The sequence below is a fragment of the Mesorhizobium sp. ES1-1 genome, from assembly GCF_020164785.1.
Lineage (GTDB): Bacteria > Pseudomonadota > Alphaproteobacteria > Rhizobiales > Rhizobiaceae > Mesorhizobium.
In genome coordinates, this window is record NZ_JAIUGX010000001.1 from 361,872 (window position 1) to 381,548 (window position 19,677).

Annotated in this window: 19 protein-coding genes; 11 read left to right on the forward strand and 8 right to left on the reverse strand. The window is 63.6% G+C overall.

Going from position 1 to position 19,677, the window contains the following annotated elements:
- The first annotated feature begins 12 nt into the window (after nucleotides 1-12).
- Nucleotides 13-744, forward strand: a complete 732-nt coding sequence (locus LB513_RS01555) for a L,D-transpeptidase (protein WP_224661688.1) — start codon at nucleotides 13-15, stop codon at nucleotides 742-744.
- Between the two features lie 283 nt (nucleotides 745-1,027).
- Complete coding sequence (locus LB513_RS01560; RefSeq protein WP_224661689.1) at nucleotides 1,028-1,948, forward strand: bifunctional 5,10-methylenetetrahydrofolate dehydrogenase/5,10-methenyltetrahydrofolate cyclohydrolase; 921 nt, start codon at nucleotides 1,028-1,030, stop codon at nucleotides 1,946-1,948.
- Between the two features lie 12 nt (nucleotides 1,949-1,960).
- Here LB513_RS01560 and glcF read toward each other — a convergent pair whose 3' ends face one another.
- The 5 genes from glcF to LB513_RS01585 all read right to left on the reverse strand — a co-directional run bounded on the left by glcF (nucleotide 1,961) and on the right by LB513_RS01585 (nucleotide 8,132).
- Complete coding sequence (gene glcF, locus LB513_RS01565) at nucleotides 1,961-3,286, reverse strand: glycolate oxidase subunit GlcF (protein ID WP_224661690.1); 1,326 nt, start codon at nucleotides 3,284-3,286, stop codon at nucleotides 1,961-1,963.
- A 65-nt stretch (nucleotides 3,287-3,351) separates the two neighbouring features.
- The gene (gene glcE / locus LB513_RS01570; protein WP_224661691.1) at nucleotides 3,352-4,557 is read right to left on the reverse strand and encodes a glycolate oxidase subunit GlcE; all 1,206 of its coding nucleotides are present in this window, start codon (nucleotides 4,555-4,557) and stop codon (nucleotides 3,352-3,354) included.
- Nucleotides 4,554-5,150, reverse strand: a complete 597-nt coding sequence (locus LB513_RS01575) for an endonuclease domain-containing protein (RefSeq protein ID WP_411962667.1) — start codon at nucleotides 5,148-5,150, stop codon at nucleotides 4,554-4,556. The genes glcE and LB513_RS01575 overlap by 4 nt, the downstream gene beginning before the upstream one ends.
- 5 nt (nucleotides 5,151-5,155) lie before the next feature.
- Complete coding sequence (locus tag LB513_RS01580) at nucleotides 5,156-6,652, reverse strand: FAD-linked oxidase C-terminal domain-containing protein (protein ID WP_224661692.1); 1,497 nt, start codon at nucleotides 6,650-6,652, stop codon at nucleotides 5,156-5,158.
- A gap of 157 nt (nucleotides 6,653-6,809) precedes the next feature.
- Nucleotides 6,810-8,132 (reverse strand): DUF3422 family protein, encoded by a 1,323-nt coding sequence (locus tag LB513_RS01585; RefSeq protein WP_224661693.1) that lies wholly within the window; start codon nucleotides 8,130-8,132, stop codon nucleotides 6,810-6,812.
- 202 nt (nucleotides 8,133-8,334) lie between these two features.
- On the opposite strand from LB513_RS01585, the gene LB513_RS01590 reads away from it, so the two are divergent.
- Genes LB513_RS01590 through LB513_RS01600 form a run of 3 tightly spaced genes read left to right on the forward strand, consistent with a single transcriptional unit; the run spans nucleotide 8,335 to nucleotide 11,100 of the window.
- On the forward strand, nucleotides 8,335-9,138 hold the full coding sequence (locus tag LB513_RS01590; RefSeq protein WP_224661694.1) for an FCD domain-containing protein: 804 nt from the start codon (nucleotides 8,335-8,337) through the stop codon (nucleotides 9,136-9,138).
- 17 nt (nucleotides 9,139-9,155) lie between these two features.
- Nucleotides 9,156-10,292 carry an alpha-hydroxy acid oxidase gene (locus LB513_RS01595; protein ID WP_224661695.1) on the forward strand — a complete coding sequence of 379 codons (1,137 nt, stop codon included), beginning with the start codon at nucleotides 9,156-9,158 and terminating at the stop codon, nucleotides 10,290-10,292.
- Nucleotides 10,293-10,326: 34 nt separating this feature from the next.
- A complete protein-coding gene (locus LB513_RS01600) occupies nucleotides 10,327-11,100 on the forward strand; it encodes a metallophosphoesterase (RefSeq protein WP_224661925.1) in 774 nt (257 codons plus the stop codon).
- 43 nt (nucleotides 11,101-11,143) lie between these two features.
- Here the strand turns inward: LB513_RS01600 and LB513_RS25145 are convergent, their stop codons facing one another.
- Both LB513_RS25145 and LB513_RS01605 read right to left on the reverse strand, forming a co-directional pair.
- On the reverse strand, nucleotides 11,144-11,275 hold the full coding sequence (locus LB513_RS25145; RefSeq protein ID WP_013893872.1) for a hypothetical protein: 132 nt from the start codon (nucleotides 11,273-11,275) through the stop codon (nucleotides 11,144-11,146).
- A 283-nt stretch (nucleotides 11,276-11,558) separates the two neighbouring features.
- Nucleotides 11,559-12,257: a type 1 glutamine amidotransferase gene (locus LB513_RS01605; protein ID WP_224661926.1), complete on the reverse strand. Its 699-nt coding sequence runs from the start codon at nucleotides 12,255-12,257 to the stop codon at nucleotides 11,559-11,561.
- 87 nt (nucleotides 12,258-12,344) lie between these two features.
- Between LB513_RS01605 and LB513_RS01610 the strand changes: the two genes are divergently transcribed.
- The 4 genes from LB513_RS01610 (at nucleotide 12,345) to LB513_RS01625 (ending at nucleotide 16,352) form a co-directional block, all read left to right on the forward strand.
- The gene (locus LB513_RS01610) at nucleotides 12,345-13,007 is read left to right on the forward strand and encodes a hypothetical protein (protein WP_224661696.1); all 663 of its coding nucleotides are present in this window, start codon (nucleotides 12,345-12,347) and stop codon (nucleotides 13,005-13,007) included.
- Between the two features lie 31 nt (nucleotides 13,008-13,038).
- The gene (locus tag LB513_RS01615; protein WP_224661697.1) at nucleotides 13,039-13,773 is read left to right on the forward strand and encodes a 16S rRNA (uracil(1498)-N(3))-methyltransferase; all 735 of its coding nucleotides are present in this window, start codon (nucleotides 13,039-13,041) and stop codon (nucleotides 13,771-13,773) included.
- Nucleotides 13,774-13,915: 142 nt separating this feature from the next.
- On the forward strand, nucleotides 13,916-15,289 hold the full coding sequence (locus LB513_RS01620) for a glutamate--cysteine ligase (protein WP_224661698.1): 1,374 nt from the start codon (nucleotides 13,916-13,918) through the stop codon (nucleotides 15,287-15,289).
- A 103-nt stretch (nucleotides 15,290-15,392) separates the two neighbouring features.
- Nucleotides 15,393-16,352, forward strand: a complete 960-nt coding sequence (locus LB513_RS01625) for a DUF937 domain-containing protein (protein ID WP_224661699.1) — start codon at nucleotides 15,393-15,395, stop codon at nucleotides 16,350-16,352.
- A 166-nt stretch (nucleotides 16,353-16,518) separates the two neighbouring features.
- On the opposite strand, the gene LB513_RS01630 is transcribed toward LB513_RS01625, so the two are convergent.
- Nucleotides 16,519-16,809 carry a DUF1127 domain-containing protein gene (locus tag LB513_RS01630; protein WP_224661700.1) on the reverse strand — a complete coding sequence of 97 codons (291 nt, stop codon included), beginning with the start codon at nucleotides 16,807-16,809 and terminating at the stop codon, nucleotides 16,519-16,521.
- 178 nt (nucleotides 16,810-16,987) lie between these two features.
- Between LB513_RS01630 and LB513_RS01635 the strand changes: the two genes are divergently transcribed.
- Both LB513_RS01635 and xseA read left to right on the forward strand, forming a co-directional pair.
- Nucleotides 16,988-17,944, forward strand: coding sequence for a LysR substrate-binding domain-containing protein (locus LB513_RS01635; RefSeq protein ID WP_224661701.1), 957 nt, complete (start codon nucleotides 16,988-16,990; stop codon nucleotides 17,942-17,944).
- 103 nt (nucleotides 17,945-18,047) lie between these two features.
- Nucleotides 18,048-19,676: an exodeoxyribonuclease VII large subunit gene (gene xseA, locus LB513_RS01640; RefSeq protein WP_224661702.1), complete on the forward strand. Its 1,629-nt coding sequence runs from the start codon at nucleotides 18,048-18,050 to the stop codon at nucleotides 19,674-19,676.
- The last annotated feature ends 1 nt before the right edge of the window (nucleotide 19,677 follow it).

Sequence of the window (19,677 nt, forward strand, 5' to 3'; positions counted from 1 at the left end):
AGGTGCGTTCCGATGAAGTCAGTTCTCTATTCCTTGCTCGGCGCCGTGGCGATGCTCGCCGCCGGCGTCACGTCCTCTGAAGCCGGCGACCGCTATGGCGACAGGCCACCGGTGATGGTAAGCCCCGATCTTTCCGCGCCCTGGGTGCTGCAGCTTGGCCGCGCCCCCGGCCTCGTGAGGCAAAACCGCCAAGTAGTCCGGCAGCGCCTGCCCTATGCGCAGCCCGATGGCGTGCAGACCGCGGCCGTGCAGGCGCCGTCCAGGCGTATGGTCATGCGCGCCAAGATCAATCCCGTCTACCTGCCGCAGGAAGTCGCCTATGACGGCCCGCAGAAGCCGGGCACGATCGTTATCGATACGACGCAGAATTTCCTCTTCCTGGTCGAGAAGAACGGTAAGGCGCGGCGCTATGGCGTCGGCACCGGCAAACCGGGCTTTGAATGGTCGGGCACGCACAAGATCACGAACAAGCGGGTCTGGCCGGACTGGCGCCCGCCAGCCGCGATGATCAAGCGGGAAGCCGCCAAGGGTCGCTATTTGCCCACCTACCTGGCCGGCGGCATGGAAAACCCCCTCGGCGCCCGCGCGCTCTATCTCGGCACGACCGAATACCGCATCCATGGCACCAACCAGCCCTGGACGATCGGTGGCGCGGTGTCCTCAGGCTGTATCCGCATGCGCAACGAGGACGTGGTCGACCTCTATGAGCGGGTCGATGTCGGGACCACCGTGGAGGTGATATAGAATCTGCGAACCAGCCGGCGAGGAAGCGCAAGACTTCTCAGAATCGGAAGGGACAACGGGCGGCGGGCCGTATGGGGATGCGGTCGGTCCAGGAGGGCAGCGTGGGAAACCGCGCTGCCCTTTCTGTTTTGACAGGTACCGACGGGTTTGACCGAACTGCGGCCGCGGGGCGCCAGACTGCCCGGTCGGCACGTCGCGCAAGAGGCATGATGGTTCGCTTTCGCGCTGCCCTTCCCGGCATTATTTTGCTATGTCCGCCGCATAACCATAAAAGAGTTTGTCCATGTCCCTGTCCGAAGACAGCCGCTATCTCAAGGGCGGGCCGGTTGCCCAGCGCATCATCACTGCCGTGCGCGAGGATGCCGCGATTGCCAAGGCCGAGGGCTTTGCCCCCAAGCTCGTCTCCATCACGGTCGGCGACACTGATGCGGTCGATGTCTATGTGCGCAACCAGCGCGCCAAGGCGCAACTGGCCGGCATCGACTTCGAGGAACGGCGCTTTCCCGCCACCATCACATCGGGTGAACTGGAAGCGGCGATCCATGGCCTGAACGCCGATCCGCGCGTCACCGGCATCATCATCCAGCGGCCGGTTCCACCGCATATTCCAGTCAGGATGCTGCAGGCCGCGGTCCATCCGCTCAAGGATGTCGAAGGCATGCACCCGGCCTCGATCGGCAACATCGTCTACAACCAGCTCGACCTCGCGCCCTGCACGGCCGCCGCCTCGGTCGAACTTCTGAAGGAAACCGGCCTCGACCTCAAGGGACTGGAAGTAGTCATCGTCGGCCATTCGGAAATCGTCGGCAAGCCGATCGCGTTCCTGCTGATGAGCGAGGGCGCGACGGTCACGGTCTGCCACCACATGACGCGCTCGGTCGCCGCACATGCGCGGCGCGCCGACGCGTTGTTCGTCGCCGTGGGCAAGCCCCGGCTGATCAAGGCCGACATGGTGAAGCCCGGTGCCGCCGTCATCGATATCGGCATCAATTCGGAAATCGGCCCGGATGGGACGAGCCGTATCGTCGGCGACGTCGACACCGAAAGCGTGCGCGAGGTAGCTTCCTGGATCACGCCGGTGCCGGGCGGCGTCGGCCCGATCACGGTGGCGATCCTGCTGCGCAACACGATGGTGGCGCTCAGTCGCCAGCGGGCGCTTTATGAGGCGACTTACGGCACGGCGGATCGGCTGGCTGCGGAGTAGCCGCCGCCAAGTTCACTCTGCCGCCACCAGCCCCTGCTCCGAAACGCCTTGCGGCTTTGGCCCGCCATAAGCCCAGTCAAGCAGCTTTATCGTGTGCACCACCGGCAGTTTGGCGGCGGAGGCAATCTGGGTAATGCAGCCGATGTTGCCGGTGGCGACGACCGAGGCGCCCGTGGCCTCGATGTTTTTCACCTTGCGGTCGCGCAGCCTGGCGGAAATCTCCGGCTGCAGAATGTTGTAGGTGCCGGCTGACCCACAGCAGAGATGCCCCTCGCGCGGCTCGCGCACGATGAAGCCGGCTCTGGCCAACAATTCCTTCGGCTGGCGGGTGATCTTCTGGCCGTGTTGCATGGAGCAGGCCGCGTGATAGGCGACGATCGTGCCCGGCCTGCGCACCGGCTCGGGTAGCTCGAAGGCGGCCAGATATTCGGTGATGTCCTTGGCCAGCGCCGAGACGCGCGCGGCCTTGTCGGCATAGGCGGGATCGAGCCGGAGCATGAAGCCGTAATCCTTGATCGTCGTGCCGCAGCCGGACGCGGTGATGATGATCGCATCGAGCCCACCCTGGTCGATGGCGCGCGTCCAGGCATCGACATTCCGCCTCGCAGACGCAAGCGCGGCCTCTTCGCGCCCCATGTGATGAACCAATGCGCCGCAGCAGCCCTCGCCCGGCGGAACCACGACCTCGACGCCGAGGCGGGTAAGCAGCGAAATCGTCGTGTCGTTGATGGCCGGATCAAGCACCGATTGCGCGCAGCCGGTGAGGATGGCAACGCGCGCCTTTTTTGCCCCCCGCGCGGTATGGACACCAGGCAAAGCCGTCGGCGAGGCGTGGGGAATCGAGGCCGGCGCAAGCTTGAGCATCGCACTCAGCGGCTTCAGCGCCGGGATCTTTTCGAACAAGCCAATGAACGGCTTGCCCAGCCTGGCCAGTGCGAGCGCGGCGCGGAAGCGCGCGGGATAGGGCAGCACGAAAGCCAGCATGGCGCGTGTCATCCGGTCGATCAGCGGCCTCCTGTAGGTGTCCTCGATATGGGCTCGCGCATGGTCGACCAGATGCATGTAGTTGACGCCCGACGGGCAGGTTGTCATGCAAGCCAGGCACGACAGGCAGCGGTCGATATGGGTAACGATCTCCTTGTCGGCCGGACGGCCATTCTCCAGCATGTCCTTGATCAGATAGATGCGGCCGCGCGGCGAATCCAGCTCGTTGCCCAACGTCACATAGGTCGGACAGGTGGCGGTGCAGAAGCCGCAATGGACGCATTTGCGCAGGATCTTTTCCGACTCCGCGACATGCGGATCGGCGAGTTGGGCTAGAGAGAAACTGGTCTGCATCGCTGACGCTCTGTTTAGACGCAATTACGAACGGAAAACCGCTTCACACTTTTCCTGGAATTGCTCTAGGCCATGCGGCCGGGATTGAGGATGTTCTTCGGGTCGAATTCCTGCTTAAGCCGCTGGCTGAGCGCGGCGAGCGCCGGCGTCTGCGGTTCGAATACGGGCAGCGCGGCGCAATGGGCGGGAGCGGCACGCACGAGCGTGGCATGGCCGCCGCCATGTTTGCGCAGCAGGCCGCGCAGCAAGGCGTCTTGTGGGTCGCCCTCTTCCATGCGCAACCACACCAGCCCGCCCTGCCAGTCGTAGAAGGCGCTGACAGCGGCCTGCATGCGTAACGCCAGGACCATGTGGTGACCTTGGGACGGAGTCATCGACACGCGCCAGACCGGCTTCTCGCTGAAGTCGGCGAACGGCCTGACATCACGCACATCGCGCCAGATCACTTGCGAGACCTCGCCGGCGATCTCCTGCAACGGCCCGGCGCCGCCCAGCAGCTTCTTCAGCGCCGTGATACGATAGGCGACGGAGGGGCCGAAACCCTCGACGCGAAGCAGCGTAGCCGCATCGCTGCCCAGCGCACCGTCGGCGACACGCGCGGCGATGCGCTCCGGCAAATGGGCGGCGCTCGAAACTTCGGCGCTGGAACCGACCGCGACGGCCATGGCGGCGACGGCTGCATCGTCGAGCAAGCCCCGGATGGCGAGGGTCACCTCGGTCTCGGCCGCCGGCAACACCTTGAAGGTGACATCGGTAAACACGGCGAGCGTGCCCCAGCTGTTGGCCATCAGCTTCGACATGTCGTAGCCGGTGACGTTCTTCACCACGCGGCCGCCGGACTTGAACGCCTCGCCGCGCCCGGACACCACATTGATGCCCAGAATATGGTCGCGCGCCGCACCCGCCTTCAGCCGGCGCGGGCCTGACAGGTTCGCGGCAAGCACACCGCCGATGGTGCCTTTGCCCGGTTCGCCACCGAGCAGCGGGCCATAGTCCATCGGCTCGAAGGCCAGTTGCTGGCCGTTTTCCGCCAGCAACTTCTCGATTTCGGCCAAGGGCGTGCCGGCCTTCGCTGAGAGAACCAGCTCGGCCGGCTCATAGAGCGTGACGTGGGTGAGCTTCGACATGTCCAGCGTATGCTCCGTCTGCAGCGGACGGCCGATGCCGCGCTTGGAACCATGGCCCAGGATTTCCAGCGGCGATTGCTGCTCTACGGCCCAGGCGACGGTGGACAGGGTTTCGTCCGAGGTGGTCGGAGTGAAGGTGGTCATGGTCTCGCGCCTTTCCTCGCCCCCGCAAAGCGGGAGAGAGGTGGCTCGGGCGAAGCCCGAGACGGAGCGGGGGCAGTCATAGAGCGCGACCTCCCGGACGCTTTGGCTGCGAAAACAAACCTCAAATCTGTGGCGACGACGTCTTCCGCCAGTCGGCCCTCCAGTGCCGCAAGAATGGTTTCGCAGACACTCCGAGGGATCTTGAGAACATCGACATTCCAGAAACGCAAAACCGAAAACCCTTCGGCACGCATGAACTCATCTCGTAGTCTGTCATAGGAGCTTCCGACATGCTGGCTTCCATCCAGCTCCACCACGAGCTTCTCGCTCCGGCAAGCAAAGTCCGCGAAATACGGCCCGATCGGCATCTGCCGAACGAATTTGTAGCCGCCGAGCTGTTTTGCCTTCAGCTCACTCCATAGGATTGCCTCCGCCTGATTATCACCCTGGCGAAGCGCGCGAGCGCGGGCGATTTTTAAGGGCGAGCGACGGCTCGGCACATCGGCCGCAGGCCCCTTCTCCGTCTCGGGCTTTGCCCGAGCCACCTCTCCCCCGCTTTGCGGGGGCGAGGAACCCTGCTTCTGGGACTTCATCGCACTCAAAACCTCGGAATGTCCGGAAATGGCAGTTTGCCGCCAGAAATGTGCATGCGCCCGAGCTCCGCGCAGCGCCGCAGCTGTGGGAAGACCTTGCCGGGGTTGAGCAGATGGTTGGGGTCGAAGGCGCATTTGACGCGCATCTGCTGGTCGAGGTCGATCTGATTGAACATCTCAGGCATCAGGTCGCGCTTTTCCACGCCCACGCCGTGCTCGCCGGTGAGCACGCCGCCGACCTTGACGCAAAGCCGCAATATGTCGGCGCCGAAGCTTTCCGCCTTGTCGAGTTCGCCCGGCACATTGGCATCGTAGAGGATCAGCGGATGCAGATTGCCGTCGCCGGCATGGAAGACGTTGGCGACGCCGAGGCCGTATTTCTCCGACAGTTCGCGCATGCCGGCGAGCACGCGCGGGAGTTCCTTGCGCGGGATCGTGCCGTCCATGCAGTAATAGTCGGGCGAGATCCGGCCGACCGCCGGGAACGCGGCCTTGCGGCCGGCCCAGAAGCTCAATCGCTCCTGCTCGGACTGCGAGATGCGGCAGGTCGTGGAGCCGTTCTTGTAGGCGATCGCCTCGACGACGCCGATGAGATGATCGACCTCGACGCCGGGCCCGTCGAGTTCGACGATCAGCAGCGCCTCCAAATCCAGCGGATAGCCGGCGTGAACGAAATCCTCAGCAGCGTGGATCGCCGGCCGGTCCATCATTTCCATGCCGCCGGGGATGATGCCGGCGCCGATGATGTCGGCGACGCATTGACCGCCCTGTTCACTGGTCGGGAAACCGATCAGCAGCGCGCGGGCCGTCTCCGGCTTCCTGAGGATGCGCACGGTGACCTCGGTGACCACACCGAGCAAGCCTTCCGAGCCTGTCATCACGCCAAGCAGGTCATAGCCCTCCGCATCGAGGTGGCTGCCGCCGAGCCGCACGACCTCGCCATTCATCAGCACCATTTCGATGCCGAGCACATTGTTGGCGGTCAGGCCGTATTTCAGGCAGTGCACGCCGCCGGAGTTCTCAGCCACATTGCCGCCGATCGAGCAGGCGATCTGGGAGGATGGGTCGGGGGCGTAATAAAAGCCCTCCTGCTCGACGGCGGTGGTGATGCCGAGATTGGTAACGCCCGGCTGGGCAACGACGACGCGATTGGAAAAATCGATCTCGAGTATACGATTGAAGCGGCTCATGACCAGCAGCACCGCGTCCTCGAGCGGCAGCGCGCCGCCGGATAGCGATGTTCCGGAGCCGCGCGGCACGACGCGGATGTTGCGGTCATTGCAGTATTTCAGCACACGCGAGACCTGCGCCACGGTCTGCGGCAGCACCACAACCAGCGGCAATTGCCGATAGGCGGTCAGGCCATCGCTTTCGAAGGCCCGCATGGAGTTGGCGGCGTCGACAACCCCCTCCCCCGGCACGATGATGCGCATGTCGGCGACGATCTCGTCGCGCCGCCGCATGGTGGCGTCGTCTGGTTTCGGCATGGCCAGGCCGGACATAAGCAGCCTCATTCGCTCGACTGGTCAAAATCTTTTACCAGTGAGAAGCGTTGTTTGCAAACGCTGCGGCTGCAGCGTTCGGAACACCCGGTCTTACACAAGTTTCCGCAGCGTCAATCTGCCGCTGCCTCATTCTCTCATGGGAGTCGCGAGAGCTCTATTCCCCCGGATGCTTCGCCGGCTCCGAATGTGCGCGACGCACGCGGCGCACGCCCCACCAGACGAGCAGGATGGCGACCGGAACGGAGGCAGCAGTGACAAGCTCTGGCGCGAAGGCGTGGCCGAAAATGGAGGCGCCCTTGGCGAGATAGCCGATGAGGCCAACGACATAGTAGGAAACTGCGGCTACCGACAGGCCTTCGACGGTCTGCTGCAGGCGCAATTGCAGGCGGGCGCGATTGTTCATCGAGGCGAGCAGATCACGGTTCTGCTTCTCGACCTCGACATCGACCCAGGTGCGCAGCAGCGTCGTGGCGCGGGTCAGCTTGCGCGACAGGTTGGCCTGCCGCTCTTCGACCGAGCGGCAGGTGCGCATTGCCGGCGCGACGCGCCGCTGCAGGAAGCCGCCCCACGTATCGTAGCCGGGGACGGCCTCTTCCTCGAGCGCCTCCAGCCGCTCGCCGACAATGCCGTCATAGGCGCGGCTGGCGCCGAAGCGGTAGAGGCTCGAGGCCGCGTCGGCTTCCAGCTCGGCCGCGAGCTCGGTCAGGTCGGCTAGCAGCGTCTGGCTGTCGCGGGTTTCGGCGACCTTCATTTCCAGCGTGGTCTGCGCCAGCCTGTCCTCGATGCGGCGCGCGCGGCCCGACAGCGTCAATGCCAGCGGCAGGCCCAGCATGGCCAAGGTGCGGTAGGTTTCGATATCGAGCAGGCGTTGCGATAGCGCTCCGGTCCGCGCCGCTGTCAGGCCGCGATCGAGCACGAGCACACGGGTCATGCCGTCGCCGTCCTGGCGGAAGTCGGTGACGATGGCCGCATTGCCGCGCTCGACCAGGGAATAGCACAGGCTGGCCGGGTCGAAACCGGCGATCAGCCGCTCGCTCAGCTCTGTCCATTCGCGAATCTCGAGCCGGATGCCCGAAATTACAGTTCCCGGCGGCGAAAACCCGTTGCCGAACGGAGAGCCTTCCTGCGGCCTGCCGGTTTCGGACAGCGGTCCCTCCCATAGATAGGTCGAGAATTCCGTGTGCCGCTCCCAGCGCAGCGAGCCCTTGCCCCACTTCATGGCATGGTGACGAGCCTGGCGATCCGGCGCGGCGATGCCAAGCCGCCGCGACAGTTCGGACAGCACTGCGTGATCAACGGCGGAGCCGCCCTCGGTCATGAAGGCAAGTTGAATGAGCACGCGCGGCTTTTCGATCAGGGGATGGGGCCGCGCATGGACCTCGCCCAGCGCGCCGGGGCGGCCCTCATGCGCGGGAAAACCCATGACGCTGCCCAGAGCGCGCGGCTGAAAATCGAGATTGGACGCATCGTCCGACACGGCTTGCCCCCCGCAGCCTTGAACCCTCTTGCGCGTGGTCTAGTGGCAATATCCCAAGGACGCAAACAGCAACTGTTCCGCCAAACATCGCATCTCGAAGGGCGTCGACGCCGGCGCGGTTCGAGCATTGGATAAATTATTTGACCAGTTTGCAAAGCGAGCCTAATCCTGGACCACACCGTTGCGCTTGCCGGGCACCCTATTGAGCGACATCTTCTCCAGGATCGAGCATTCGCGCACCGCCGACGAGGTGGTGCAGCAGATCGAGAGCCTCATCCTCGAAGGTGTGCTGCGCACAGGCGACCGATTGCCGGGCGAACGCGAACTGGCGCGCCAGTTCGAGGTGTCGCGACCGATCCTGCGCGACGCGCTGAAGGCGCTGGAAGGCCGCGGCCTGCTGACGACCAGGGCAGGCGGCGGCACCCATGTCGCCGACATCATCGGACAATTGTTCACCAAGCCGGTGGCAGACCTGATCTCGACACATCGCAAAGCCGTGGCCGACTACCTGGAATATCGCCGCGAGATCGAAGGCGTTGCGGCCGAATATGCGGCGCGGCGCGCAACGCCGGAAGATCTGGCGCTGCTCGGCCGGATCATGGCCCGCATGGACGAAGCCCACAGGACGGGAGATTTCGACGATGAAGCCGAGATCGACGTCGAATTCCATCATGCGATCTGCGAGTGCGCGCATAATATTCTGCTGCTGCACACGCTGCGCTCCTGCTACCGGCTGCTGTCGGAAGGCGTGTTCCAGAACCGGCTCCTGGTATTCACCGTTCCCGGCGCCCGCGACGCACTCCTGGCGCAGCACCGGGCGATCCATGCCTCGGTACAGGCCGGCGATCCGGCCGCGGCCCGGAAAGCGGCAATGGACCATATGATCTATGTCGAGCGCTCGATGGCTGAAGCCGAGCGCAGCGGCGACTGGCAGCGCGTGTCCCGGCTTAGGTTCAAGCAGCGTGTCGACGCCGCCGATACCGAACCCGCGCGCAAACGCTCCTAGACTCGAACGGGAACACCATGAGCGACATTCTCACCATCGCCGACCTCAAGGATCTGGCCCGCCGTCGTGTGCCCAAGATGTTCTTCGACTACGCCGATTCCGGCTCCTGGACCGAGGGCACCTATCGGGCCAACGAGGAAGACTTCCAGAAGATCAAGTTTCGCCAGCGCGTGCTGGTCGACATGGACAATCGCTCGCTGGAATCCACGATGATCGGGGAGAAAGTCTCGATGCCGGTGGCCTTGGCGCCAACCGGCATGACCGGCATGCAGCACGCCGATGGCGAGATGCTTGCAGCGCAGGCGGCCGAGGAATTCGGAGTGCCGTTCACACTGTCGACCATGAGCATATGCTCGATCGAGGATGTCGCGTCAGCAACCACCAAGCCGTTCTGGTTCCAGCTCTACGTCCTGCGCGACAAGGGGTTCGTGCTCGACCTGATCGACAGGGCTAAAGCTGCGAAATGCTCGGCTCTCGTGCTGACGCTCGACCTGCAGATCCTTGGCCAGCGCCATAAGGACATCCGCAACGGGCTTTCGGCGCCACCCAGGCTGACACTGCCCAACATTCTCGACATGGCGATCCGCCCGCGCTGGTGCGCCGCCATGGCGGGAACGAAACGGCGGACGTTCCGCAACATTGTCGGCCATGCAAAGGGTGTAGCCGATATGGCCACCCTGGCTTCGTGGACGAAGGAGCAGTTCGATCAGCATCTTTCATGGAAGGATATCGACTGGATCAGGGAGCGCTGGGGCGGCAAGCTGATCCTGAAAGGGATCCTCGACAGGGAAGACGCGCTGATGGCCGCCGAGACCGGCGCCGAGGCGATCATCGTCTCCAACCATGGCGGGCGCCAGCTCGATGGCGCGTCGTCATCGATCATGGCGCTGGAGGAGATCGCCGATGCGGTCGGCGACACAATCGAAGTGCATATGGATGGCGGCATCCGTTCGGGCCAGGACGTGCTGAAAGCACTGTGCCTGGGCGCCAAGGGCACCTATATCGGGCGGCCCTTTCTTTACGGCTTGGGCGCGCTGGGCAAGGAAGGGGTTACCAAGGCGTTGGAAATCATCCGAAAGGAGATGGACATAACGCTGGCACTGTGCGGAAAGCGGCTGGTCACCGACATGGGCAAGGACCAACTCCGACGTTAATGTCGACGGCCCGAGCATGGAGAAGACGCAAGCATTGGTATCCCCAGGCATCCACTTTCTCGACGCACGTGGCCCGGCCGGCATGCGCCTCTACGCAATTGGTGACGTACATGGCAGGCTCGATCTGTTGGCCGCCATGCATGGCAGAATCCGGGATGAAATCGAACGCGACCCGCCGGAAGACTGGCGCGTCATCCATCTTGGAGATTATGTCGACCGCGGCCCCGATTCCAAAGGCGTCATCGATTTTCTCATCGAAGCACGGCAGCGCGACCCCCGCCATCTGATGCTCGCCGGCAATCACGATGTGGGCTTTCTCGATTTTCTGAGAGCGCCCGATCCCGATGGGCTTTTCATGCGCTTTGGGGGCGTGCAGACGGCGCAGTCCTATGGCGTGCCGTTCAACGAAGGACCCAATGCCTGGTTCGGCAAGGCCGAGACCCTGTTTCGAAGAGCGCACGCGGCTTTGGTCAATGCCGTACCGCAGAGCCATGTCGACTTTCTGCGGTCGCTAAATTTTTCCGTGTCGCTAGGCGACTTCTTCTTTTGCCACGCGGGCATCAAGCCCGGCACGGCACTGGACAAGCAAAGTCCGCAGGATCTGATCTGGATACGCGACGTCTTCCACGATCACACGGGCCTCTATCCGAAGATCGTGGTGCATGGCCATACGCCCGTGCCCGAGGCACAGGTGCTGCCCAACCGCGTCAACGTCGACACGCTTGCCTGGCAATCAGGCATGCTGAGCGCGCTCGTCGTCGACGGGTCGGACAAGCGCATCCTGACAATGACAGTGAAGGCGATGTAATCCTGATCGTCTCGCGCCGGAAGGCACGAAGGACTTCCGGATTTCAGCGCAGCGAGGCGGTGACGCCGTATCCGTCGACGGCATTATGGTTGTTGGCCGCGTCGGCGGCATAGATGCCCAGACCGCACAGCACGATGGCGGACAGCATGGCGAAGGACAGAAGCGCTGCTTTCACGGAATTCATCTCTTGTTTGAGCCTTCTGCATCTGTGCATCAGACGGTTACGAATGCGTTGAAACAGAGAATTCGCTTCAAAGTTTCGGCGGTTTCGCGCTTCTAGGCATATTCTGTTTCGGCGGTGTGTCGCTCGGGTCACACAACCGGTTCATCACCGTTGCGTAGAGCGTGCGCCTTCTAGGCCAGGCTGCGGACACAAGCCAAGTTCAAAGCAGCTGTCCCAAGGGGTTTCGCCGCCGCGTGCCAATTATGTCACGCATTACCAACCGGCGTCGGACGGATCAGATCGTGGCTACCCAGGCGCGTGCAATGGCCAGGCCGGCAGCATCGGCTTCCGGCCCGTTGCGGGCCATCTCGACATCGAGATTGCCGGCCCAGTACGGATGGCGCTCGGCGATGGTCGTGGCAAAGGAGGCGCTCCAGTCCTTCACCATCGGGCTGTCAGCCTCGAAATGGAACTGGAAGCCGTAAACGGCCCGACCGATGCGAAACGCCTGGTTCTCGGCGACATCGTTGCCGGCAAGCCGCACGGCGTTATCAGGCAGCACGAAGGTATCGTCGTGCCATTGGAAGATCGGGAATTTTTCCGGCAGATCAGCCAGAACCGGATCGGTCTTCGCATCCGCCATCAGCGTCACGCCCTGCCAGCCGAATTCATTGGCGCCGCCGATGCGGTTCTCGCCGCCGAAAGCACGGGCAACAAGCTGGCTGCCCAGGCAGATTCCGAGCACGGCCCGATCCTTTTCAGCGAAATCGCGGGTCAGTTCGAGAAGGGACGGGAAATAGGGATAGTCGTCGTCGGCCAGGGCATTCTGGCCGCCACCCAGCACGATCATGGCATCGTGACCCGCCGCGTCCTCCGGCAGTTTATCGCCCTTGTATGGCAGGCGCAGATCGAGGTCGGCGCCCGCTTCCGCCAGCGCCGTGCCGACTTGGCCAAGACCGGTATTGTCGTAGTTCTGGACCACCAGCACCCGCATCTCGAAACCCTGCTGACATGAAAAAGCTGCGGCGATCGTTATCATGCTGGTCGCGTTGCAGCCAAGACGCCTATTCTGGAGACAGCTATGCCACTGCGGAACCGTGTCGATCCGTTCGGCGTCATCCATGCCGTGCCCGAGCGAGGCTTGTTCACCGGAAATCGCGGCATCATCCATGATCCCGAGACGAAGACGCTGTTGCGGAAACGCTGGACGCTGATAGCGTGGATCATCTGTGTGTGCGCCTTCCGCAGCGTGCGGCGCGAGCCGATGGGTCGCAACCGGAAGAGCTATGACCAACCCGACGGCAAGGCAGGCTGGACCGAGCTGTTCTTCCTGGACGAGGTCACGGCGCTGGCGGCGGGGCATCGCCCCTGCTTCTTCTGCCGGCGCGACCGGGCCAGCGATTTCGTTTGTCGTTTCGGTGAAGCCTTCGGCATTGCCGAGCCGCGTGTGCCGCAAGTCGACAAGCGGTTGCACAAGGAGCGACTGGCTTCCGGCGGCAAGCCACCGGCGCTAACCATGGAGGAGCTCGCCGGTTTACCGGACGGAGTCATGTTTGCGGCTGGCGGCAACGCCTTTGCCCTGCGTGCGGGCAAGGCCCGGCCCTGGTCTTTTGCCGGATATGGTCCACCGGTCGACATGGGCCGACTCGATGGCCACGGAATTTCGTTGCTGACGCCTGCTACGACGCTTGCTGTCCTGCGGCACGGCTTTCAACCCGTTTGGCATCCGTCCCTCCAGGCTTGACGCCAGCCATAGCCTCGCTCATTCCTCGGCAATGCGCGCCAATTACAAGATGCAACGCCTGTTCGTGCCGGACGATCTCGCGCCGAACGCGGAGTTCGAAGCCGGTCAGCAGCAGAGCCATTATCTCCTGCATGTGCTGCGGCTGGCCGAAGGCGCCGAAATCCTTGTCTTCAACGGGCGAGACGGCGAGTGGTCAGCCACCATAGCAGCGAAGACAAAAAGGTCCGTGCGGTTGAAAGTGCTGGCCTCGCAGCGCCCGCAGCCTTCACGGGCCGATCTGATCTACTGCTTCGCGCCGCTGAAGCAGGGCCGGCTGGATTATCTCGTGCAGAAGGCGGTCGAGATGGGCGCCGGCATCCTCCAACCCGTCATCACGCAGCACACGCAGGTCGCCAAGCCTTCGATCGACCGCTTGCGCGCCAATGTCGTGGAAGCCGCCGAGCAATGCGGCATCCTGGCGGTTCCGGATGTGCGCGAGGCGGAAAAATTCGAACGGCTGCTGGGCAACTGGGACAGGGAACGGCGGCTGATCTTCTGCGACGAGGACGCCTCGAGCGACAATCCCCTATCTGCCTTGCGGGCTGTGGAAGAAAGTCGGCTGGCGCTGCTGGTCGGGCCGGAGGGAGGCTTCTCCGACGATGAACGTAAAGTTCTGCGCACGCTGCCCTTTGTGACCGCCATTCCGCTCGGGCCGCGCATTCTGCGCGCAGATACAGCCGCGGTAGCCGCTCTGGCGCTTATACAGGCGACGATAGGCGATTGGTGAGCCTTGATCGGCTGAAGAGCTCGTCCGGATCATGGCCTTCAATTCCTGTTGACCTCTGGCTCAGGATTTTTCGCTTGATCGGCTGCTGACATTTCGTCCATTTACCCCCGGCGGTCGCCCGACCGCCTCTGAGGGCTGAACCATGGCGCGCGACACAACCGATTTCCGGCCGATCGAAAGCGTCGACGAACTCGTCGAACACCTCGCCGAAGGCAACAAGCCGCGCGACAAATGGCGCATCGGCACCGAGCACGAGAAATTCCCGTTCTACGTCGATGGCAACGCGCCTGTCCCCTATGGTGGCGAGCGCGGCATCCGCGCCATCCTCGAAGGCATGCAGCAGAAGCTCGGCTGGGATCCGATCATCGATGACGGCCGCATCATCGGGCTGGTCGAGCCAACCGGCCAGGGCGCGATTTCGCTTGAGCCCGGCGGCCAATTCGAATTGTCCGGCGCGCCGCTGGAGACCATCCACCAGACATGCCGCGAGGGCAATGCCCATCTGGCGCAGGTGCGTGAGATCGCCGAACCGATGGGCATCCGCTTCCTCGGTCTCGGCGGCAGCCCGAAATGGTCGCTGGCCGAGACGCCGAAAATGCCGAAGTCGCGCTATGAGATCATGACGCGCTACATGCCGAAGGTCGGCACCAAGGGCCTCGACATGATGTACCGCACCTGCACGATCCAGGTGAATCTCGATTTCGAAAGCGAATCCGACATGCGCCGCAAGATGCAGGTGTCGCTGAAGCTGCAGCCGCTGTCGACGGCGCTGTTCGCCAACTCGCCTTTCACCGAGAGCCGGCCGAACGGTCTGCAAAGCTGGCGCGGAGACATTTGGCGCGACACCGACAACCAGCGGTCGGGCTTGCTGGAATTCTGTTTTTCGCCCGAATTCGGTTTCGCGGACTATGTCGAATGGGCGCTCGACGTGCCGATGTATTTCATTATCCGCGACGGGCGCTATCACGACATGACGCATATCACCTTCCGCCAGTTCATGGCCGGCGCCGCCCGCAATGAGGTGCCCGACGGGATGGCGACGATCGGTGACTGGGCGAACCATCTGTCGACGCTGTTCCCGGACGTGCGATTGAAGCGCTTCCTTGAAATGCGCGGCGCCGACGGCGGACCATGGCGTCGCATCTGCGCGCTGCCGGCCTTCTGGGTCGGGCTGCTCTATGACGAGGCGGCGCTCGACGCCGCCGAGGCGCTGACCTCGAGCTGGACCTATGACGAAGTGCTGGCAATGCGCAATGCGGTGCCGGAACAGGGGATCTCGGCGCCCTTCCGCAACACCACGCTACGCGAAATCGCGCGGGAGGTGATGGCGATCTCGCGCATGGGACTGAAAAACCGTGGCCGCAAAAACCGTGACGGCTATGATGAGACCTCGTTCCTCAACACACTTGACGAAGTCGTCGCGCGGGGCACCACAAGCGCCGAGGAGATGCTCTCGGCCTATCATACGCGCTGGGGCGGCTCGATCGAGCCGGTGTTCATGGAATACGCCTATTAACCTCGCGCCGGTCTTTGATCGATACGTCGTTCTGCCAAAACCGATGTGACTTTCGGGCGACATGCATTAGCTTCTCCGAGGAGGATTTCCGGAGGAGAGACCAATGCCTTCCTTGTTCGATATGCTGGCGCAGGCCCAGAACGGCAATGGCCTGCAGGCCCTGGCCGAGCAGTATGGGCTTTCAATGCAGCAGACTCAGGCTGCCGTGGCGGCGCTGCTGCCGGCCTTCTCGCAAGGGTTGCAACGCAATACCGCCGATCCCTATGGCCTTGGCGCTTTCATGACTGCGATGGCGAGCGGACAGCACGCCAAGTATTTTGACGACGCGGCCCGCGCCTTCTCCCCGCAAGGCATAGACGAGGGCAATGGGATTCTAGGGCATTTGTTCGGCTCAAAAGATCTGTCGCGCGCCGTGGCCAGCCAGGCGGCGCAGGCGAGCGGGGTCAGCCAGCAGATCCTGCAGCAAATGCTGCCGGCCATCGCCTCGATGGTCATGGGCGGGCTGTTCAAGCAGACGACAAGTCAAATGCAATCCACCGGCGGCTTTGCCGGCGGCGGCAATCCGCTTGGCGAGATCATCGGGCAGATGATGCGGCAAGGCGGCCTGCAAACTGCGCAACAGCAACAGGCACCGCAGAACCCGATGGACAATCCGTTTGGGAGGGTTTTGCAAGACATGTTCGGCGGCGGCGCACAATCGTCAAGCCCGCCGCGGCAGACGCAGAACCCCTACGGGGACAATCCCTTCGGCAAGGTTCTACAGGACATGTTCGGCGGCGCGACACAGCCGGCGCAGCCTCAACAGACGCAAAGCCCCTATGGCGACAATCCGCTGGGCAAGTTTTTCGACGATATGCTGAGGCCGGGGGGCGGCTTCGGCATGTCTGACGCGCAGTCTGAGCCGTCGTCGGCGTCCCAGCCGCAAAGCAGTCCGAGTGACAAGCCCTCAAATCCCTTCGACGCTCTTTTCGGAGAGATGTTCGAGACCGGCGCCCAGCAGCGCGACGACTATATGAAGGGCGTGGAGACGCTCTTCGATCAGTTCACGCGCGACAAGCGCTAGCCGGCCAATCGAGGGCGGTCTGGGGAACCGAAAAGAAAAGCCCGGTCCTTGGAGGACCGGGCAGGATGCAGGCGGCCGGCGGGGAACCGGCAGGGAGTGTGGGGTGCCTGCATAACGGTCGGTCGGTCGTGCCCTCGAGAAGAGTCACGTGACCGGAATTGCGCGATCAGGCGACCCTGCGGGCGATGTCCTGGATCGTCTCCACACGGTCGCTGGCGATTTGCCTCAGGACAACCGTCGGATCACGGCCGAAAGGCACGTCGACGGCGACATGAAGATCGCCACGCGTCAGACCGATATCGGCGAGTTCGGCATCCGACATCTCGCCAAGCCGATAGAACGCACGGCGGTTTTTCCACGCACGGTAGATGTTGAAGACCGTGTTTGCCACGCGCACCGCAACAGCCGGATGCGAGCTGATGCGCGAGGTCTGGGTGGCGAAATCAAACGTGGCCATGTCGGTCTCCTTCAGGCTTTAGTCGGACAAGACCCGGCGACCGGCGCTGGAGAAAGCGGCCGTTCCGGTCTCGATACACACGCCATCATGTGGATGGCAGGAATTTGCCATCCCGCAATTGATTAATCCAACGAATGTTTCTAATCCTAGACATCAACATCAATGATGGATCATGTCGATGCAATCGCCGCTGGATCTCGATCAACTGCAGACCTTCATCACGATCGCGGATACGGGCAGCTTCACCCGGGCGGCCGAGGAGGTGCATCGCACGCAGTCGGCGGTATCGATGCAGATGCGTCGGCTGGAGGAGCGGATCGGCAAGCCGCTGTTCCAGAAGGACGGGCGCATCAACCGGCTGACCGAGGAAGGCGACAAGCTGCTGTCCTACGCGCGGCGACTGCTCTACCTCAACCGTGAGACGCTGGCAGCCTTCGACGACCGGCGGCTCGAAGGCACGATCCGCATCGGCACGCCTGATGACTATGCCGACCGTTTCCTGCCGGAGATCATGGCGCGCTTCACGCGCTCCAATCCGCGGGTCGAGCTGACCGTTGTCTGCGAACCGACACCTGGGCTGGTCGAACATATCAAGCGCGGCAATCTCGATCTGGCGCTGGTGACGCACAATGATACGCGCGGCCAGTCGGAAGTGGTGCGGCGCGAGCCGCTGCTTTGGGTGACCTCGGCCAACCATGCGACGCATGAACAGCCGACGCTGCCGATGGCCTTTGGCCGGCCGAACTGCATCTGGCGGCGCGCCGCCGTGGACGTGCTTGACCAGCAGAACCGAGACTACCGCATCCTGTTCACCAGTTTTTCGGCCACCGTCATCACCGCCGCGGTGCTGTCGGGCCTGGCGATCTCGGTGCTGCCGGAATGCGCGCTCAGGCCCGGCATGCGGGTGCTGGGCGAAGCCGACGGCTTTGGCACCCTGCCGGATTGCCGCATCGGCATCATGCGCGGCCAGACTTCGCGGCCGGAAATCGTCGATGCGCTTGCCCGTCATATTTCGGAAAGCCTCGACAATATTTCCGTACCCATGAGCGAGGAGGCTGGAAGCTTCGACTTCGCCGCCCTGGCCTTTTCCAAGATGAAGCGCACGAAGCCGCACCAGATTTTGCCCGGTTGGTAGAGCGCCGCGCCGGCGTCACCGGCGCTCAGCCCGACGGCAAGCGTAAGGCTTGTCCACGGGCATAGGTCTTGACGCAAGCCGGCATGAGCGCGCCAATCGCAGCATGAGCCAAGCAGCAACCGAATCACGCACCAACGCCGCCGAGTATACGGTGAGCGAGATCTCCGGCGCCCTCAAGCGCACGGTCGAGGATGTTTTCGGCAATGTGCGAGTGCGCGGCGAGATTTCGGGTTATCGCGGACAGCATTCTTCCGGCCATGCCTATTTCGCGCTGAAGGACGACCGCGCCCGGCTCGACGCCGTGGTGTGGAAGGGCACGATGAGCCGGCTGAAATTCCGCCCCGAGGAAGGGATGGAGGTGATCGCGACCGGCAAGCTCACCACCTATCCGGGAAAGTCTAACTACCAGATCGTCATCGACAATCTGGAGCCCGCCGGCGCCGGCGCGCTGATGGCGCTGCTGGAAGAGCGTAAGCGGCGGCTGCAGGCAGATGGGCTTTTCGATGCCGGCCGCAAGCGCAAGCTGCCATTCATGCCGTGCGTCATCGGCGTCGTCACTTCGCCGACGGGATCCGTGATCCGCGACATCATCCATCGCATCAAGGACCGTTTTCCATTGCATGTGCTGGTCTGGCCGGTGCGCGTGCAGGGCGAGACGTCGGGCGTGGAAGTGACCAATGCCGTTACAGGTTTTAACGCACTGAAATGGGACAGCCCTATTCGGCGCCCCGACGTGCTGATCGTAGCGCGCGGCGGCGGCAGCCTCGAGGATCTGTGGGGCTTCAACGACGAGGCGTTGGCGCGCGCCGTCGCGGCCTCCGGCATTCCGGTTATCTCGGCAGTGGGGCACGAGACGGACTGGACGCTGATCGATCTCGCAGCCGATGTGCGAGCGCCGACACCGACGGGGGCCGCCGAAATCGCGGTGCCGGTAAGGGCCGATCTCGAGGCCACGCTCGCCAGTCTCGGCGCGCGGCTCAAGGCAGCGGTGTTGCGGAATTTCGAGCGCAAGCGGCAGGCGGCTCGCGCGGCGGCCCGCGCCCTCCCCTCGCCCGATCAATTGCTGGCGTTGCCGCGCCGGCGCCTCGATGAAGCGGCAAGCCGGCTCAGCCGAGGCTTGACCGTTTCCACCGAACGGAAGCGGGCACGGTTCTATGCCATCAAGCTAACACCGACCATGCTGTCGCAGCGGATCGCCGAGGCGCGGCGCACCAACGAGCGCAATCTGCTGCGCGCGCAAGGAGCGTTGCGCGCATTGGCGCGAACCCGGAGGGCGGAGTTCAATCGTGCGGCTGACCAGCTGCCCAAATGTGCCAAAGCGTCGCTGCGCCGGCACCGGCAGCAACTGGCCTTGCTGGAAGGACGCATCACGATTGAGCCGACGGCACGGCGGCAACGCGTGCAGCGGGACCTGCTGGCGGCTTTGACGAGACGCGGCACGCAAGCGGTGGTGCTGAGGCTGGAACGTTCGCGCGTGCGCGTTGCCCAGGCTGACAGGCTGATGGCGACATTGTCGCACAAGGCGGTCCTGGCGCGCGGCTTCGCCCTGGTGAAGGGTGCCGACGGGGCAGTAATCAAACAAGCGGCAGAGGTGACGTCGGGAATGGCGCTGTCGCTCGAGTTCGCCGACGGCACCGCCGATGCGGTGGCGACCAGCGGCGCGGCGCGGCCGAAACCGGCTGTCAGGCAAGTCAAGGCGAGAGAGCCGGGCACCCAGGGATCGCTGTTTTGAG

What these genes read in the sequence shown, in the direction of transcription:
- LB513_RS01555 (WP_224661688.1), top strand. Translation starts at nt 13, where the DNA reads ATGAAGTCAGTTCTCTATTCCTTGCTCGGCGCCGTGGCGATGCTCGCC.
- LB513_RS01560 (WP_224661689.1), top strand. Translation starts at nt 1,028, where the DNA reads ATGTCCCTGTCCGAAGACAGCCGCTATCTCAAGGGCGGGCCGGTTGCC.
- glcF (WP_224661690.1), bottom strand. Translation starts at nt 3,286, where the DNA reads ATGCAGACCAGTTTCTCTCTAGCCCAACTCGCCGATCCGCATGTCGCG.
- glcE (WP_224661691.1), bottom strand. Translation starts at nt 4,557, where the DNA reads ATGACCACCTTCACTCCGACCACCTCGGACGAAACCCTGTCCACCGTC.
- LB513_RS01575 (WP_411962667.1), bottom strand. Translation starts at nt 5,150, where the DNA reads ATGAAGTCCCAGAAGCAGGGTTCCTCGCCCCCGCAAAGCGGGGGAGAG.
- LB513_RS01580 (WP_224661692.1), bottom strand. Translation starts at nt 6,652, where the DNA reads ATGTCCGGCCTGGCCATGCCGAAACCAGACGACGCCACCATGCGGCGG.
- LB513_RS01595 (WP_224661695.1), top strand. Translation starts at nt 9,156, where the DNA reads ATGAGCGACATTCTCACCATCGCCGACCTCAAGGATCTGGCCCGCCGT.
- LB513_RS01605 (WP_224661926.1), bottom strand. Translation starts at nt 12,257, where the DNA reads ATGCGGGTGCTGGTGGTCCAGAACTACGACAATACCGGTCTTGGCCAA.
- LB513_RS01610 (WP_224661696.1), top strand. Translation starts at nt 12,345, where the DNA reads ATGCCACTGCGGAACCGTGTCGATCCGTTCGGCGTCATCCATGCCGTG.
- LB513_RS01615 (WP_224661697.1), top strand. Translation starts at nt 13,039, where the DNA reads ATGCGCGCCAATTACAAGATGCAACGCCTGTTCGTGCCGGACGATCTC.
- LB513_RS01620 (WP_224661698.1), top strand. Translation starts at nt 13,916, where the DNA reads ATGGCGCGCGACACAACCGATTTCCGGCCGATCGAAAGCGTCGACGAA.
- LB513_RS01625 (WP_224661699.1), top strand. Translation starts at nt 15,393, where the DNA reads ATGCCTTCCTTGTTCGATATGCTGGCGCAGGCCCAGAACGGCAATGGC.
- LB513_RS01630 (WP_224661700.1), bottom strand. Translation starts at nt 16,809, where the DNA reads ATGGCCACGTTTGATTTCGCCACCCAGACCTCGCGCATCAGCTCGCAT.
- LB513_RS01635 (WP_224661701.1), top strand. Translation starts at nt 16,988, where the DNA reads ATGCAATCGCCGCTGGATCTCGATCAACTGCAGACCTTCATCACGATC.
- xseA (WP_224661702.1), top strand. Translation starts at nt 18,048, where the DNA reads ATGAGCCAAGCAGCAACCGAATCACGCACCAACGCCGCCGAGTATACG.